This window comes from Cytophaga sp., assembly GCF_051961495.1.
Classification (GTDB): Bacteria; Bacteroidota; Bacteroidia; order Cytophagales; family Cytophagaceae; genus Cytophaga.
Genome location: NZ_JBQCDF010000137.1, coordinates 24,223 through 41,184, shown reverse-complemented (window position 1 = coordinate 41,184; position 16,962 = coordinate 24,223). Strand labels below are relative to the sequence as shown.

The window sequence follows — 16,962 nt, the reverse complement described above, 5'->3', positions numbered from 1 at the left end:
AATACAAACACGCAAAAACTGAGTGTTAGTTCTTTACGTGAATCCCATACAATTTTGGGTAATTCTTCTTTCCAGAAAAAAATGATATCAGACCAACGGGAGCGTCTGCTTTTATATATATTCGAATAAACTTTTTGAGCTAAATTATTTAAATATAAACGCACCGATCTGTTTTGATAAAACGTGCGGGCATACGATAAATCGTCACTTACCTGAATGTATAAATCACTTAATTTATCCGGATCCGAATTACCTGAAGCTAAGTGCTTTTCTAATTCTTTCCATTTTTTTTTATTTTGCTTGATAAAAAGTGATTCTTTCATTTAAAAACTACTAAATTCAAACGATATATAATTATACTTGAAAATTGACTGCAAAAGTTAATCTCTCAATAGTAGATAAACATTTTAAAATAGCAAAATGATTAACCATATAAAAATAATAAAAATTCATTTTTTATGTCAAAGATAGAGATACAAACGACACAAAATGTAGCAATCGATTATGAGGCAGGCTCTTTGATGGACCGGGTCATTGGCTGTATACTTGATTTTGTTGTAGTTGCTATTTCGAGTCTGATTCTGTGGTTGCTGTTGCTGTCAATAACCGGTAGTGAAATTTTGTCTGTAATATTAATTTTGCCAATAACCGTTTTCTATAGTCTTGCTTTTGAGGTATTTAATAATGGTAAAACGCTTGGTAAAATGGCCATGGGATTACAGGTGGTTCGACTTGACGGACAGGAGGCACGCTTAAATGATTTTCTAACCCGCTGGGTATTCAGAAGTATTGATATTACCGGTACATTTGGAACATTAGCGGTGATCATGGTTACAGTTACAAAAAATCATCAGCGCCTGGGAGATTTTGTGGCCAATACCGTTGTGATTAAAACAAAACCAACGTACGCAATAGACCTGGATAATGTATTGAAAAAGAAAAGCGCAGAAGGGTATGAACCTGTCTACCCTCAATCGTTGCGGTTTACAGAAGATCAGATGCTGATTTTAAAAAGTAGTATAGACCGTTATCAAAAATATCCGAATGAAGCGCATACTGAAGTGATTAAAACATTGAGCAAACAAGTTGCTGTTAAAATGGAAATTCCTGAGCCTAAAAAGAAACTCGATTTTTTAAAACAGGTGCTGAAAGACTACGTTATTCTGACCAGGTAATAAATTGTTTCATAATACGTTGTAAGTTCTGTCAGATTTTCTTCCCATGTTTCAGAAAAGCGTAACAACCTTCGTATTCTTTATCTGCCTTTCATTGCTTTCAACTGTGTCGGCCCAGATTGATACGGTACGTATCAATGTTGATGGTTTAACCTGTTCCAGCTGTTCGAAAGCTGTTGAACAAAAACTGCTGCAGGTATTTTTTGTAAAATCTGTGGTGATGAATTTAAACCGGAATGAAGCCACCGTATTAGTAGACTTTTCCCAACAGGTAAACTGGAATGTATTGGCAAAGGCTGTTTATGATGCAGGGTTTTCTGTGGGATCGTTTAAAGTCCCTGCATGCCAAAAACTGAACAACAGGTTTAATGCCGGTGATTGTTCGGCTCATTATTTATATATTGGAGAGGAGGCACTGGCTGCCGGGCAAAGTATGTATACATTGGTTGGTAAATTTTTCATGGACAAAAAAGATTTTGCCACCTGGAAAAAAAATCATCCGGATCTTACATCGAAGACTACTGATTCTTCCATCTATTTCTATTATTGATGCACGGGAAAATTATCTGTGGAATATTTTTTATTCTGTTCCGGCTAACAGCAACAGCACAGGAACTTTTTCCGCACGCAGAGCCTGCATCTACGGTACCGAAAGGAGTTTCAGGTTTCCGCTTCTTCTATGACCGGTATAAAGAACAATCTTCCGGCCGGATCAAAGAGAGTTATCACTTACGGTATATGCTGGGCATCACCTCTAAATGGACAGTCATGTCTACGCTTGGTATTTCCAATCACCATTACAATTCATTCCCGACAGATATCCTGCAATATTTTTTCAATCACCATTTAAGAACCTATCCGCCGGCAGGTTATGCGGTAGAAGGCATTAATGTATACAGTAAATACCGTTTCCTGACATTGGATAATTATCACCGGCATTTCAGGATGGCTGCTTTTGCTCAGGGAAATAAATCGTTTGTTGCACATGACTCCGCTGAGCCATCCTTAATGAACGACAATACCGGGTATGGTGGCGGCATCATTGCCACATTTCTGATTGAACGGCTGGGGACTTCATTAACGGCGGGATATATTCATCCGTTGTTATATACGCAAAAGGATATTGATATCCGCTTTCAGTCGGGGGATGCTGTGTACCTGGAGTTTTCTACCGGTTATCGGGTATGGCCATTGGAATATGAAAAATATTCAGACCTGAATATAAATCTGTATGCGGAATTCACCTGGAAACAATATGGAAAAGCTGTTGTACAACAGCACGGTGAAACGATCGACTTTGCACAATACGCAGCTAACAATCCTTATACATACAAAGAACTGATTGCCGGTTCTTATGTAGATGGGAGGTTCTCGGTGCAGTTCATCAGTAACTCAAACAGCCGGATCGATCTGGGTGTTACGCTGGCATTGAAGAACAGATCGTATAATTACTGGGCACCGATGTTTTCTCTGCAATATCAAACGTATCTCTACGGTAAAAAGAAGAGCAGGAAGAAATGATATTATTCTGTAATCAACGCCTCGTCTTTTTTAAGCTGAATATCCAGCCAGAATGTACCGAAAGGAATTAATGAAGCGATAAAGGCTGTTATTGATTTTTTATTATCCCAGCTTAAATATTTTTTGCCTAACAGAATAGCAGCAACAAACAGAATGAATAGAACACCATGCCCCATGCCCAGATGCTTTATTCCATCCTGAACATTCAGATCAGTTGTTCTTTTCAAAATGGATAAAACCAGCAATACCAGGTAGGAAATCCCCTCTACAACGCCAATATAACGGATGGTTTTGGAAAGATTTCTTTTGGAGGAAGCGTTCATTTCTGACATAGTTGTATAATCTGTTTATGCTGTAAAGGTATTTCTTTTTGGTATTTTGTGCTAACATTAAACCGCTTGATTTTGAGCCTGCCAGCAGTTTTTTTTATTCGAGGGATCAAATGCGTATATTCGCTTTACAGGAATGTACTCGTCCCTTTGCTATGTTTAAATCAATCATTAAAAAAATCCTTAAAATAAGTCTGTATATTTTTCTGCTGATGGCTGTTTTATCAGGTATTTTTTTGTGGCTGGTATCTCTTTCTGAGCCAGTGATTGAAGATGAAGCTGCTTATACAACATTAAAAAGGGACTCCATTGCCAACGGCTGGGCGGTTGGTAATAACTGGCTTCATAAAAACGAGTATGGGCTGTATGAAATGTATGTTGAAGGGAAGCCTTTTGAGCGCGGATATGTCAATGGATTGCTATCACAGGAACTGGTCGTACGCCAGGAAGATTATTTTGTAAATCGTCTGAATGCGTTGATTCCATCCAGGCTATATCAGTTCTTTTTGAAGCAGGTGGTTGTGTGGCTGAATAAGGATCTGGATGAAAACATTGCCGAAGAAAATAAACAGGAAATTTATGGTGTTTCCAGATTTGCCAGTGAACGCTATGATTATATAGCGCCGGCCTATCAGCGTATGCTGAATTATCATGGCGCACACGATATTGGTCATGCCATGCAGAACATGAATTTAGTAGCCTGTTCGTCTTATGGTGTATGGAATTCCTATACGTCAGACAGCAGCTTGCTGATCGCACGTAATTTTGATTTTTATGCCGGTGATGATTTTTCAAAAGAGCGTATCATCTTATTCATCAATCCCGATAAAGGATATAAACAAATGCTGGTTACATGGGGCGGCTTTACAGGAGTTGCATCCGGTATGAATGAGCATGGATTAACGGTGACGTTAAATGCTGCACCTTCCGTATTACCTTCCAGTACTGCAACTCCCGTAACCTTGATCTCAAGACAGATTCTGCAGTATGCAAAAAATATTGATGAAGCATTTGCCATTGCATCAAGAGCGAAATCATTTGTTTCAGAATCCTTTTTAATAGGCTCCGCGCTGGATCATAAAGCAGTGTTGATTGAAAAGACACCGGATACAACCATTCTATATACTTCTCCGCGTGCTGAAATCTTAAGTACCAATCATTTTCAAAGTCCGTATTTTCTGAGAGATCCTGTGAACATAAAGCACATGAATGAAAGTGCTACGGTTGAACGTTACAAGCGCCTGCAGCAGGTAATGGATCAGGTACCGGTAAAAACACCGCAAACATCTGTGAATATTTTAAGGAACAGAAAAGGCTGGAATGAAAGTAACATCGGTCTCTCGAATGAAAATACCATTAACCAGTTGGTAGCTCATCATTCCATTATTTTTTTACCGGAACAGCAGCTGGTTTGGGTTTCTACCAATCCGTATCAACTAGGAGCATTTGTGTGTTATGATCTGAAGAAGATCTTTTCAGATACTTTTTCTATCCGGGATCACAAGGTTGTGTATGAAGAAAACAGAACAATTGCTGCCGATACATTCTTAACGACTGATGAATACCAACGTTATGTATTGTATAAAAGCAGGCTGCAGAAATTTCAAAGCACCTCATACAATCTTCCTGTCAGCGACCAGGAGCTGGCTGCGTTTGAACAATCCAATCCTGAATATTTTGAAACACATTTGCAAATTGGAAAATATTATCTGGCGCATAAAAACTATGGGGCAGCATTGAAATATTTTAACCAGGCAAAATCTAAAATTATACCTCGCAAAGAAGACCGGGATAAAATCGATGCATTCATTCAAACCTGTACAAAGAATTTATGAATGTAGGTATAGGGGTTGATATTGTTGATATTGAGCGTATGCGGCAGCGCATTGACGCAGAGTCCGGCTTCAGGGAACTGGTTTTTTCACGGGAAGAAATTGCATATTGCGAAAAGAAAGCCAATCGCTATGAGTCTTATGCGGCACGCTTTGCCGCAAAAGAGGCCTTGCTGAAGGCGGTGGGCACTGGAATTGATTTCACGCTGGACCTGAAGGAATTCAGCATCAATAATGAGGAGAACGGGAAGCCTTATTTTAAACGCAGTCGGGCGTTGAATAAGTTCCTGGAACAACATTTTACCGGCGAACTGGAGGTACAGGTCAGTTTGTCGCACAGCCGGCAGCAGGCTATTGCATTTGTATTAATTAATCAGAAATAAATGAATACTTCTTTTCAGACAGAAGCACAGATACGCCAGACACAGGATGAACTGCTGCGGAAACAGATACAGTATCTGGCAGAAAAATCTCCGTATTACAAACGTATTTTTAACGCACATAATATTGATCCGGCATCGATCACATCAGCTGCTGATCTGAAGAAAATTCCATTCACTTCTAAAGAAGATCTGAACCAATTTTATCCTGAGCTTTTGTGTATAGAAGAACAGGCGATTGCTGACACCGTAGTTACTTCCGGAACTTTGGGCGAACCGATTCCATTTCATTTATCTGAAAATGATCTGGCACGTCTTGCTCATAATGAATACCTGTCGCTATCCGTAGCCGGTGTTACAGCGGTTGATAAAGTACAGCTTTCCGCAACCATGGATAAATTGTTCATGGCCGGTATTGCTTACTATATGGGGCTTCGAAAGATCGGAGCTGCCGTGATACGCGTTGGGCCCGGAGCACCGGAATTGCAATGGAGTACGATTAAACGGTTTTCTCCGACAGTTTTTATCGGTGTACCGTCCTTTATCATAAAATTGCTTGATTATGCAGATGCACATGGTATTGATGTAAAAAGCACATCGGTAAAACGGATCATCTGTATAGGTGAATCGATCCGTAATGAAGATTTTTCTTTAAATAATCTCGGTAAACGCATCGTGGAACGCTGGCCGGTTTCCCTGCATTCTACGTATGCATCTACAGAAATGAGTACAGCCTTTACCGAATGTGAAGCAGGTAAGGGCGGGCATCAGCTACATGAGCTGATTATTACAGAATGCATCGACGACGACGGAAACGCTGTTCAGGAAGGAGAGAGCGGAGAATTGGTGATCACTACACTAGGTGTAGAATCGATGCCTTTACTACGTTTTAAGACCGGAGACTTGTGCCGCATATATTCAGATCCATGTTCTTGCGGAAGACATACAAAACGTGTCGGGCCGATTTTAGGCAGGAAGAAACAAATGATTAAGTTTAAGGGTACAACCTTGTATCCGCCGGCGCTGAGCGAAATACTCAATGAAATTTCCTGTATCAAATCGTATTATACGGAAGTATACCACAATGAACTGGGGCTGGACATGATTCGTGTACATGTGGCCTGCAAGGAAGAAAACGAGGAAAACGATAAAATAATCAAAGATCATTTTAAGGCGAAGATCCGGGTAACTCCTGAAGTAGTGTATGAGAAGCTTGAATATGTCGATAAGATCCGGAACAGCCTGAACTTCAGGAAACCCGTAGATTTTATGGATAACCGTAATTAATTCAGGATGAAAGATTTTCCGGATTCTGAAGCCCGAAACTAGCTTCTAAACCCATTTTTTTCATAAGCTTACATTCTGATTGTTTATGCACAAAATCTGCAAATGTGCCAACAAAGTTATACTTTTGTGGATTAAGCATATATAAGTTTTGATGGCAACTATTGGAGATCAGATATTAACCGTAGCTCAGATAAAGGGGATTTTATATTCAAATGAACTTTTGGAGATAAGCGAAAAAGCAATTGAGCGTGTTCGTAAAAACCATCAGTTTTTGAAAGACTTTTCTATTGATAAAATTATTTATGGCATCAACACTGGTTTTGGTCCCATGGCTCAATACCGTGTAAGTGATGAAGACCGTAAAACACTTCAGTATAATCTGATCAGAAGCCACTGTTCAGGAACGGGTAATGCCTTGGATCCCGTGTATGTGAAAGCTGCGATGATTGTTCGCTTAAACAGTTTTTTAATAGGCAAGTCAGGTGTGCACGAAAGTCTGGTATTATTGTTACGGGATTTAGTAAACAATAACATTACACCAGTCATATACGAACACGGCGGCGTGGGAGCCAGCGGAGATTTAGTACAGCTGGCGCATCTGGGCCAATGCCTGATCGGCGAAGGATCTGTACATTACAACGGCAGGATCTGTACCGCTGCAGAAGCTTTCAAAGCAACTGGTATCAAACCAATCGACATACAGATCCGTGAAGGATTGGCAGTCATGAACGGTACCTCATTCATGACCGGTATAGGCGTGGTAAACCTGATTCAGGCGCAGCAATTAATGGATTGGTCTATCAATGCCGCTTCATTAATCAATGAATTGATTTCCTCTTACGATGATTATTTCTCTGCAGAATTGAATGAAGTGAAACTTCACGCCGGACAGCAGTTTGTAGCTTCGGAAATCCGCCGCAGACTTGAAGGAAGCTCTCTCATTAAGTCAAGAGCGACTCATTTGTATAAGAAAGTGGATGAAATGTATTTCGAAGATAAAGTTCAGGAATATTATTCCATCCGTTGTGTACCGCAGATTGTAGGTCCTATTGCTGATACCATTCAATATGCAACTCAGGTAATTGAGAACGAAGTGAATTCAGTGAATGATAATCCTGTTGTTGACCAGGAAACAAATAACATTTACCACGGGGGAAATTTTCACGGCGATTACATTTCACTGGAAATGGATAAAGTGAAGATTGCAATCACCAAACTGGCGATGCTTGCAGAGCGCCAGATAAATTATTTAATGAACAGTAAGCTGAATAACATGCTGCCTCCGTTTTTGAATAAAGGCGTGCTGGGTTTGAATTTCGGTTTACAGGGAATTCAGTTCACGGCAACATCAACCGTAGCTGAATGCCAAACATTGGCGAACCCTATGTATGTACACAGTATTCCGAATAATAATGACAACCAGGATATTGTGAGCATGGGAACAAATGCAGCACTACTGTGTGCGAAAGTGATCGAAAATGCATACCAGGTAATGGCTATTGAATTGATGTCTGTGACGCAGGCGATTGATATTCTTGAATTGACGAACCGTTTATCCGTTAACAATTCAGCCGTATTGGCGACTATACATAGTGTGTTTGTTCCATTCAGGGAAGATCAGCCGAAGTATAAAGAGATTCAGCAGTTGGCGGCTAAAATGAGAGTCTCTGTTCTGCAAACATCCATTCCACAACCTAATTAATACAGCATGTCTTCCCGTTCAACATTTGCTTTGGTTACAGGCGCCGCAAGAGGTATAGGTAAAGCAATTGCAATAAAACTTGCCGCAGATGGCTACCATGTATTGATCAATTACCGGTCGAATGATGCTGAAGCAGAAAAGACTGTCGCTCAGATCGTGGAGAACGGAGGTATGGCATCCTTGTTAAAATTTAACGTTGCGGATCGGGAAGAAGTAGCCCGTGTATTGGGCAACTGGCTTGAGCAGCATCCGGATTCAGTGATTGAAGTATTGATCAATAATGCAGGAATCCGTAATGATAACCTGTTGATGTGGATGGAACCTGCAGACTGGGATGGTGTCATTGATACCAATCTTACCGGAATGTATAACGTTACGAAAACATTGATCAATCAGATGCTGCTGAACCGCTATGGACGTATTGTGAATATTGTTTCGCTTTCGGGATTGAAAGGTGTAGCCGGACAAATGAATTATTCTGCTGCTAAAGCTGGTGTGATTGGTGCTACGAAAGCACTTGCACAGGAAGTTGGAAAGCGTGGTATTACCGTAAACGCTGTGGCCCCCGGGTATATTAAAACCGACATGACGCAGGATATTAATGAAAAAGATGCAAAAGCTATGATTCCCGCAAACCGTTTCGGTGAACCGGAAGAAGTAGCGGAGCTCGTATCTTTTTTAGCTTCAAGAAAAGCTTCTTATATAACGGCTGAAGTGATTTCCATTAATGGAGGTTTGTATTCGTAAAAATTCAGTTTAAATAAATTAACAATACCATACTTCTGAAGATTCAGGCTTCAGAATAAAACAGACTACTGGTTGACATGGCAACATGGGATGGCAAATCAAAAGGATCTAAAGCAGGTTATTCTTTCTTCGTTTTTATTCTGCGGAGATTGGGTGTCTGGCCAACCTATATCGTGTTGTATCCGGCTGCCTTTTACTATTTCATACAATACAACCAGGCCTGGAAAGCAATCTATTTCATACTGCGCAACAAGTTGGGTTTTTCTTTCCTGAAATCCGTTTCAGGCGTATATAAAAACTTCTACATCTTCGGACAAACGCTTGTTGACCGTGTAATCGTTATGGCTGGTTATGGTAAGTTTACATTCACTTTTGAAGGGGAAAAAAACCTGATCAAAATGGTAGATGAGGGAACAGGAGGTTTATTGATCAGTGCTCACTTAGGAAACTGGGAGATCGCAGGGCATTTACTCTATCGCGTGAAGGCCAAAATAAACATTGTGATGTTTGAAGGCGAACATGAAAAAGTAAAAGAATACCTTGATCAGGTAAAAGGTGAAAAAAATATTAATGTCATTGCCGTTAAAGAAGACTTGTCGCATTTATATGCAATAAATGATGCATTTGAACGTAAAGAACTGGTTTGCATGCATGGCGATCGTTTTCTGCCGGGTACACGGGTTGCAGCAGTTCCTTTCTTAGGTGAAGATGCATGCTTTCCGGTTGGTCCACTGCTGATGGCCGCTAAATATGAGGTGCCTGTGTCATTTGTATTTGCAATGAAACAGAGATCCTCGCATTATTATTTAAGTTCTACCGAAGGTAAAATATTCAGATTTGATCGCGATAAAAATAAGCAGCAGGAACAATTGAAAGAAGCGCTAAGCGGCTTTGTATCCATGATTGAACTGAAAGTGAAGCAATATCCATATCAATGGTTTAATTATTATAATTTCTGGCAAATAGGAAAATAAAAGAGCATGGAGATAAAAGAAACAAGATCCTCAATGAGGTTTTATCACGAAGAAAAGCACTCAGCAGTAGATGCGAAATTTGAAGCGCAAAAAATTGCTTTTGCTCCCTTTGTATTTCAGGCTTCTATGGCATTGAGAGATTTAGGTATTCTGAAAGTGATTGAAGATGCCGGTGCGGAAGGTATCAGCCAGGAAGATATTGTTGCGAAGCTAACATTAACTAATTATGGTGTACGTGTGCTCGTGGAAGCCGGACTGGGCATGGGCTTGCTGATCTTCAATAACAACCGTTATATCCTTACACGCGTTGGCTATTATATATTAAATGACCCGATGACAAAAGCCAATATGGATTTTGTACAGGATATTAATTACAAAGGCTTTTTCAATTTAAAAGAATCCATTGTTAACGGTAAACCTGAAGGATTAAAAGTTTTTGGTGCACAATATGAAACATTCTACCAGGCTTTATCAGAACTTCCGGAAAAAGAAAAGCAAAGCTGGCTGGCGTTTGATCACTTTTATTCAGATGATTCGTTCAGCAGAGTATTGCCGATTGTTTTCAAATTCAATCCTAAAAAGATACTGGATGTTGGCGGAAACACAGGTAAATGGTCATTGAGCTGTGTGCATCATAACAAGGATGTACAACTTACTATTGCAGACTTGCCTCAGCAGATTGCTATGGCAAAAGAAAACATTGCAAAGTATACTGAAGGCAATCGTATTTCATATCATCCGCTTGATATTCTGAAGCCGGAAACGGTATTACCTGAAGGCTATGATGTGGTTTGGATGAGCCAGTTCCTGGATTGCTTCTCGGAGGCAGAGATCGTGAGCATTTTACGCAAGGCTCAACGGGCGCTGGTACCAGGCGGTAAACTGATCATCATGGAAACGTTCTGGGACAGACAGAAGTTCGAAGCAGCAGCATTCTGCCTGCAGCAGACCTCCCTGTACTTCACTTGCATTGCAAATGGCAACAGCCAGATGTATCATTCAGAAGTATTCATCCGTTGCGTGGTTGAAGCAGGTTTCGAAGTGGAAGAAGATATAAACAATGTTGGCATCAGCCATACCGTTTTAATTTGCAGGAAGAAATAATATGTCCATTGTACTTCCCGATAAGCATGTAACGCAATACATACCTCAGCGTGATCCGATCGTGATGATTGATACGTTGGTGAATGTCTACGGTGGAATTACTGAAACTGCACTGACTGTAACAGCAGATACTTTGTTTGTGCAGGATGGTTTATTGCACGAGCCCGGGTTGATTGAAAATATTGCGCAGACAGCGGCAGCGGGAGTAGGATATGCCTGTGCATTGAAAAAAGAAGTTGTTCCCGTAGGCTTTATAGGCGCAATAAAGAACTTAACCATTCTTCAGTTACCGAAGGTTGGCGAAACCATAACAACTCGCGTAGAAGTGCTGGAGGAAATCTTTGACATGACATTGATCAGGGGCGAGAGTTTTGTTGGTACAATTCCGGTGCTTTCCTGCGAAATGAAAATTGTTTTGAAAAAATAATTGCATGCTATGTTAACACATGAATTAGAAATACCGGTACGTTTCAGTGAAGTAGATTCTCTTCATATTGTGTGGCATGGACATTATGTACGTTATTTTGAAGATGCACGCGAAGCGTTTGGTTCAAAATACGGCATTCATTATCTGGATGTAAACAAGGCAGGTTATTCAACACCGATCGTGAAAGTCCAGTGCGACTATAAGCGTTCATTAAAATATGGCGATACAGCGCTGGTGCAGGCTACATACGTTGACTGCGAAGCGGCGAAACTGATTTTTACATTTGTAATCCGCAATAAGAAAACAAATGAAATTGTTGCAACCGGAGAGACCATTCAGGTTTTTTTAGATTCCAATAAAGAATTGAGTTTAACCATACCAGCATTTATACAGGCATGGAAAAAGAAAAACGGGTTGGCATAAATGATAAAACCTGTTTACATACTTTCAGATGCTGTCATAACTCCGCTTGGCAGGAATAGTGATGAAACGCTGCGCCAATTGTATGCAGGTGCTACATCAGTAAAACCCTACAGCAATAGCCAGTTTGGTACATACTATACCTCCAGATTTGGAGAAGAGTCTGTTTATGGCAACAATCATCACTCAACAATCTTTACACGGATCGAGCAATTGATTATTGATTCCATTCAGCAAGCGCTTGAACCGCTGCTGGTCCGGACCGATCAGAAGGACGTATTGTTTGTGGTTGCATCAACCAAAGGAAATATTGACCAGCTGGATAATCCGCTTTTCGATCAGAGCCGCCTTCGGATAGGAGTTATGGCTGCTTACATTACACGTTTCTTTAATGATCCCAACCAGCCGGTCGTTATTTCCAACGCCTGTATTTCAGGCGTGCAGGCGATCGAATATGCCTGTTATGCCTTACAGCAGGGAACGTATAAATATGCAGTAGTTACAGGTGCGGATCTGGCATCAGATTTTGTATTGTCGGGCTTTTATTCGTTTCAGGCCATGAGTCCGTTTCCATGCAAGCCATTCGATAAAGACCGCGCAGGTGTTTCGATCGGTGAGGGCTGCGGCACTCTTATTCTTTCAACTGAGCCGGAAGATGGTGCCATTGAAATTGCAGCGGTAACCTCATCCAATGATGCCAATCACTTGTCGGGCCCTTCAAGGACCGGCGATGGCTTGTCGAACGCAATTGCGTGGGCAATGCAGGAGGCACAGGTAAAGGGCGCTGAAATTGATATTATTTCCGCCCACGGTACAGCTACGATATACAACGATGAAATGGAATCGCTGGCTTTCCAGACAGCGCAGGTAACAGACGCACTTGTATTCAGCATTAAAGGGAATATCGGACATACCTTAGGAGCGGCAGGTATCATTGAAACGGTATTCCTGGCGCATTGTCTAAAGAATAATTCAGGCATTCCTTCTCTCGGTTTCGAACATCAGGGAACCAGCGTGGCATTAAATATATGTACAGAATCAAACCGGAACAGAGAACTGAAGATCGGTTTGAAAACCGCTTCCGGTTTCGGTGGCGGAAACGCTGCTCTTATTTTAAAAAAGTAAAAATGACGAATATCATCTCTCGCTTTTGCCGGATTAAAAAAGTGTCTTCAGCAGATACACACATTGTCATTCGAACGAATGATGGTGAAGAGTCTGTGGATTCAGACTTGACGTCTGTTTATAAGCATGTTGGACTGGATTATCCTAAGTTTTTTAAAATGGATGACCTGTCTAAATATGGGATTCTTGCTGCGGATTACCTTTTTAAAGGCTATAACTGGAAGCAGGGATATGAGGATACAGATATTGGAATAATCCTTTCAAATGCCTCCGGATCCTTGGATACTGATGTTGAATTTAATAAAACTATCAACAATAAGGAGCTTTTTTTCCCTAGTCCTGCTATATTTGTATATACGCTTTCAAACATCGTAATGGGCGAAATCTGTATTCGGTATAAGATTAAAGGGGAGAACATATTTCTGCTTTCAGAAACCCTTCCTGCTGAACAATTAGCAAATTATGCCACACATTTACTGGATGTTAAAAATGCCCGGGCTGTAATTGTTGGCTGGGCAGAATATAGACACGGAGTTCCGGATGTTTTACTGATGTATGCAGAAAAAAATACTTTACCAGCAAAAGACGCTACGGAGCTCTCATCAATGCAAATAGAATTACTATATCGATAATATGGACCGATTGATTACCGAATTAAAAAAAGAAATAATTTCACAACTCAACCTGCAGGATATTGCCCCTGAAGATATTAAAGATAATGCGCCTTTGTTCGTTGACGGATTAGGGCTTGATTCTATTGATGTTTTAGAACTGATCGTTTTGCTTCAGAAAAAATATGGTATCAAAGTAAATGGTGCTGAAGAAGGTAAAACGGTATTTTTTTCGGTTAAATCCATGGCTGATTTTATTACCTCAAAACAGCAGCAACAGCAACAACAATAATTAGTAGATGTCCGGCAAGGTATTGATCACAGGTATTGGCTCTGTTTCTTCGATCGGACTTTCGATCCGGGAATTGACCGGTTCCATTATGCGATCAGCCAGCGGTGTCTCACATACCAGCAGACTGGATTCCATCCTTGCCCGTACACTGCCAACGGCACAGATTCAATTAAGCGACCAGGCTCTGAAAGATCTGCTTCCCGGTTTACCTGCCGATCAGATCTATTCAAGAACAGCTTTACTGGGCATGATTGCCGCAAAGGAAGCAGCAACAATGGCCGGCCTCGCAGCAAAAGAGCTGCAGGTGGCAGCTTTAGTACATTCTACCAGTGCAGGCGGTATGGATAAAGGTGAATTGTTTTATGCAGATTACTTGACAGATCCTTCCCAGGGAGATTTAAATTTTGCACGCACGCACGACTGCGGCGATTCTGCCGAACAGATAGCAGCGCTGCTCCATATTCAACGTTACATTACATCCATCAGTACAGCCTGTTCTTCAGCTGCCAATGCCATGATCCATGCGGCCCGCCTTATTAAATCAGGCATGTGTGATGTGGTGATTGCCGGCGGTTCAGATGCAATCTGTAAGTTTACTGTAAACGGTTTCAATTCCCTGATGATCCTGTCTGACGAATTCTGTCAGCCGTTTGATAAAAACAGGAAAGGCCTGAACCTGGGCGAAGCTGCCGGTTATTTTGTTCTGGAATCGGAAGCTTCTGTCGCACGCAGAGGTGTGAAACCTTTAGCGGTATTATCCGGTTATGGTAACGCTTGTGATGCTTACCACCAGACGGCTTCGTCGCCGAATGGAGAAGGAGCGTATCTGGCCATGGCACAAGCCATCAAAGTAAGCGGTGTGGCACCTGCAGCCATTGATTACATCAATGCGCACGGCACCGGTACGCAGAATAATGATCTTTCTGAAAGTGTAGCGTTAAAACGCATTTTCGAAATCTTGCCTCCGGTGAGCTCTACCAAAGCAATGACGGGACATACATTGGCAGCGGCGGGTGGCATTGAAGCCGTAATGTCGGTGCTTGCCATACAGAACGGATGGATCTTCCCGAATAAGAACTTTAAAGAGCCGATTGAAGAAACAGGAATCATTCCTGTTACAGAACTTCAAACAGATAAAAAAATCCGCCATATTTTATCCAATTCGTTTGGTTTTGGCGGGAATAATTCATCATTACTGATTTCAGCATGCAGCTAAGGAATATTTATATCAATGGCTTGTCTGCTGTTTCTGCACAGCCTACCGTAGATGAAACATTTCTGCAGGGCGACGTTGCGGCACCATCGGCTGCTTACAGAAAAGCCATTGAACCGGAATATAAGCAATACCTGAATCCAACGGCGAGCAGACGTTTCAGCAAGCTGATCAAAATGTCGCTGGTTGCTGCTCAGAAAAGTATTGCAATGGCAGAAGGCGTAATGCCGGAAGCAATTATTACCGGTACCGGACTGGGTTGCCTGGAAGACACGGAAAAGTTTTTACGTTCATTGATTGAGAATAATGAATCCATGTTGTCGCCGACAGCATTCATCCAATCAACACATAATACCATCAGCGGACAGATTGCCATGATGATCACCTGCTACCATCCGAATTATACCTATTCAAACAGGTACTTTTCGTTCGAATCGTCTCTGCTGGATGGTGTGCTGATGCTGCAGGACAACAGCTGCAAAAATATTCTGGTGAATGCCGCCGATGAAGTCATTCCTGTTACGAATACTGTACTGAAACGCCTGGGTCTTTGGGATCGTGGCGAAGCTATTGCAGGCATTGATTCTGTTCCCGTACAGATGGGAGAAGGTGTGGTGAGCATGGTACTTTCAACAGAAAGAACAGTTTCATCCATGGCTGTGATCAGGGCACTGGAACTGATTTATATCTTACCGGAAAATAAAAAGATAGAGGATATATTCACTGAATTTTTACAAGCTGCTTCCCTGAAGGTGTCGGATGTAGATGTGGTTATACTGGGCATGAATGGAGATATAGAGAGTGATGCACACTATGAGCCGGTACGTACATTATTTCAGTCATCTACCCAGCTTGTATACAAACATTTGTTCGGAGAATCTTTCACGGCTTCTGCGCATGCATATTGGCTGGCAGTACAGGTGCTGCACAAAAAACAAGTACCGGCTTCCTGTATACTTACAGATGAAGGTCACAAAGAACCCAAAAGAATCATTATATACAATCAGTTCCGCGGTAAATATCATTCTTTCTGTTTGTTGACCGATGTGGAAGTATAAGACTATACGCGCTGTTTTTGCAGGCCTCTTTGCACTGAGTGTTTTCCTGGTTGCTTATTTACACATAACATCTGTCTGGTCAACGGTATTTTTTATTAGTCTTATCTTCGTATGGTTTACATATATAATTGTAGGTGTGTTCCGTATGCGCACCCAGATTTTTCTGCCTTCGGTTTGTTCGTTAGCCGTACCAGGTAAAAAAAATATTCTACTCACGTTTGATGATGGTCCGCATCCGCAGCTTACTCCATTGATATTGGACACGCTTGCTGCACATCAGGCCAAAGCTGTTTTTTTTTGTATCGGTAAAAAAGTTGCTTTATATCCGGAGGTTGCAGCGCGCATTGTTGCAGAAGGACATATCATTGCCAATCACAGTTACAATCATTCAAATCTGATCGGGATGTATTCAACGCAACGCGTGATGGAAGAGATTCATCGGACAGAAACTGAGATAGAACGTATTACACCTTCCTTAAAGCTATATCGCCCGCCTTTTGGTGTTACCAACCCCAATATTGCCAAAGCAGCAGCTGCATTAAACATGAAGGTGATTGGCTGGAATACGCGTTCATTTGATACAGTGAGCCGTTCGGGGGAAAAGGTACTGGCGCGTATTACAGCGAACATAAAAAACGGGGATATTATTTTATTTCACGATACGCAGGAAGTGACCTCAACGATTCTGGCAGATTTTTTGTTATTTGTCCGTAATAAAGGATTTACGTTTGATATAGATAGTTTAAAATCATAAGAAATAAATTT

The 16,962-nt window shown here is 41.3% G+C and carries 19 protein-coding genes and 1 pseudogene; 18 read left to right on the top strand and 2 right to left on the bottom strand.

The annotated features are described in order from the left end of the window. Positions 1-323, bottom strand: a pseudogene (locus tag ACTHJT_RS07035) (stage II sporulation protein M); the annotation flags it as partial. A gap of 135 nt (positions 324-458) precedes the next feature. On the opposite strand from ACTHJT_RS07035, the gene ACTHJT_RS07030 reads away from it, so the two are divergent. Genes ACTHJT_RS07030 through ACTHJT_RS07020 form a run of 3 tightly spaced genes read left to right on the top strand, consistent with a single transcriptional unit; the run spans position 459 to position 2,696 of the window. After that, the gene (locus ACTHJT_RS07030) at positions 459-1,175 is read left to right on the top strand and encodes an RDD family protein (RefSeq protein ID WP_440237293.1); all 717 of its coding nucleotides are present in this window, start codon (positions 459-461) and stop codon (positions 1,173-1,175) included. 46 nt (positions 1,176-1,221) lie between these two features. Next, a complete protein-coding gene (locus tag ACTHJT_RS07025; protein ID WP_440237292.1) occupies positions 1,222-1,725 on the top strand; it encodes a heavy-metal-associated domain-containing protein in 504 nt (167 codons plus the stop codon). Beyond that, complete coding sequence (locus ACTHJT_RS07020) at positions 1,725-2,696, top strand: hypothetical protein (protein ID WP_440237291.1); 972 nt, start codon at positions 1,725-1,727, stop codon at positions 2,694-2,696. The genes ACTHJT_RS07025 and ACTHJT_RS07020 overlap by 1 nt, the downstream gene beginning before the upstream one ends. 2 nt (positions 2,697-2,698) lie before the next feature. Here the strand turns inward: ACTHJT_RS07020 and ACTHJT_RS07015 are convergent, their stop codons facing one another. Beyond that, positions 2,699-3,028 (bottom strand): DUF3817 domain-containing protein, encoded by a 330-nt coding sequence (locus tag ACTHJT_RS07015; RefSeq protein WP_440237290.1) that lies wholly within the window; start codon positions 3,026-3,028, stop codon positions 2,699-2,701. 152 nt (positions 3,029-3,180) lie between these two features. Between ACTHJT_RS07015 and ACTHJT_RS07010 the strand changes: the two genes are divergently transcribed. From ACTHJT_RS07010 to ACTHJT_RS06940, 15 genes are all read left to right on the top strand, one after another. Beyond that, positions 3,181-4,860, top strand: a complete 1,680-nt coding sequence (locus tag ACTHJT_RS07010; protein ID WP_440237289.1) for a C45 family autoproteolytic acyltransferase/hydolase — start codon at positions 3,181-3,183, stop codon at positions 4,858-4,860. Continuing rightward, on the top strand, positions 4,857-5,240 hold the full coding sequence (gene acpS / locus ACTHJT_RS07005) for a holo-ACP synthase (RefSeq protein ID WP_440237288.1): 384 nt from the start codon (positions 4,857-4,859) through the stop codon (positions 5,238-5,240). The genes ACTHJT_RS07010 and acpS overlap by 4 nt, the downstream gene beginning before the upstream one ends. After that, positions 5,241-6,524, top strand: coding sequence for a phenylacetate--CoA ligase family protein (locus ACTHJT_RS07000; RefSeq protein WP_440237287.1), 1,284 nt, complete (start codon positions 5,241-5,243; stop codon positions 6,522-6,524). Positions 6,525-6,675: 151 nt separating this feature from the next. Beyond that, entirely contained in the window at positions 6,676-8,226 is a 1,551-nt protein-coding gene (locus tag ACTHJT_RS06995) for an HAL/PAL/TAL family ammonia-lyase (protein WP_440237286.1), read from the top strand. A 6-nt stretch (positions 8,227-8,232) separates the two neighbouring features. Then, positions 8,233-8,973, top strand: a complete 741-nt coding sequence (gene fabG / locus ACTHJT_RS06990) for a 3-oxoacyl-ACP reductase FabG (protein WP_440237285.1) — start codon at positions 8,233-8,235, stop codon at positions 8,971-8,973. Between the two features lie 77 nt (positions 8,974-9,050). Further along, complete coding sequence (locus ACTHJT_RS06985) at positions 9,051-9,947, top strand: LpxL/LpxP family acyltransferase (RefSeq protein ID WP_440237284.1); 897 nt, start codon at positions 9,051-9,053, stop codon at positions 9,945-9,947. Between the two features lie 33 nt (positions 9,948-9,980). Further along, positions 9,981-11,051, top strand: a complete 1,071-nt coding sequence (locus ACTHJT_RS06980) for a class I SAM-dependent methyltransferase (RefSeq protein ID WP_440237283.1) — start codon at positions 9,981-9,983, stop codon at positions 11,049-11,051. Between the two features lies 1 nt (position 11,052). Next, positions 11,053-11,478 (top strand): 3-hydroxyacyl-ACP dehydratase, encoded by a 426-nt coding sequence (locus tag ACTHJT_RS06975; RefSeq protein ID WP_440237282.1) that lies wholly within the window; start codon positions 11,053-11,055, stop codon positions 11,476-11,478. Positions 11,479-11,487: 9 nt separating this feature from the next. Then, on the top strand, positions 11,488-11,901 hold the full coding sequence (locus tag ACTHJT_RS06970; RefSeq protein ID WP_440237281.1) for an acyl-CoA thioesterase: 414 nt from the start codon (positions 11,488-11,490) through the stop codon (positions 11,899-11,901). After that, positions 11,902-13,023: a beta-ketoacyl synthase N-terminal-like domain-containing protein gene (locus ACTHJT_RS06965; protein ID WP_440237280.1), complete on the top strand. Its 1,122-nt coding sequence runs from the start codon at positions 11,902-11,904 to the stop codon at positions 13,021-13,023. Positions 13,024-13,025: 2 nt separating this feature from the next. Next, on the top strand, positions 13,026-13,655 hold the full coding sequence (locus tag ACTHJT_RS06960; RefSeq protein WP_440237279.1) for a hypothetical protein: 630 nt from the start codon (positions 13,026-13,028) through the stop codon (positions 13,653-13,655). Between the two features lies 1 nt (position 13,656). Beyond that, complete coding sequence (locus ACTHJT_RS06955; protein ID WP_440237278.1) at positions 13,657-13,926, top strand: phosphopantetheine-binding protein; 270 nt, start codon at positions 13,657-13,659, stop codon at positions 13,924-13,926. A 7-nt stretch (positions 13,927-13,933) separates the two neighbouring features. After that, positions 13,934-15,142, top strand: coding sequence for a beta-ketoacyl-[acyl-carrier-protein] synthase family protein (locus ACTHJT_RS06950; RefSeq protein WP_440237277.1), 1,209 nt, complete (start codon positions 13,934-13,936; stop codon positions 15,140-15,142). Next, positions 15,133-16,197: a beta-ketoacyl synthase chain length factor gene (locus ACTHJT_RS06945; RefSeq protein WP_440237276.1), complete on the top strand. Its 1,065-nt coding sequence runs from the start codon at positions 15,133-15,135 to the stop codon at positions 16,195-16,197. The genes ACTHJT_RS06950 and ACTHJT_RS06945 overlap by 10 nt, the downstream gene beginning before the upstream one ends. Then, positions 16,184-16,951: a polysaccharide deacetylase family protein gene (locus ACTHJT_RS06940; RefSeq protein ID WP_440237275.1), complete on the top strand. Its 768-nt coding sequence runs from the start codon at positions 16,184-16,186 to the stop codon at positions 16,949-16,951. The genes ACTHJT_RS06945 and ACTHJT_RS06940 overlap by 14 nt, the downstream gene beginning before the upstream one ends. The last annotated feature ends 11 nt before the right edge of the window (positions 16,952-16,962 follow it).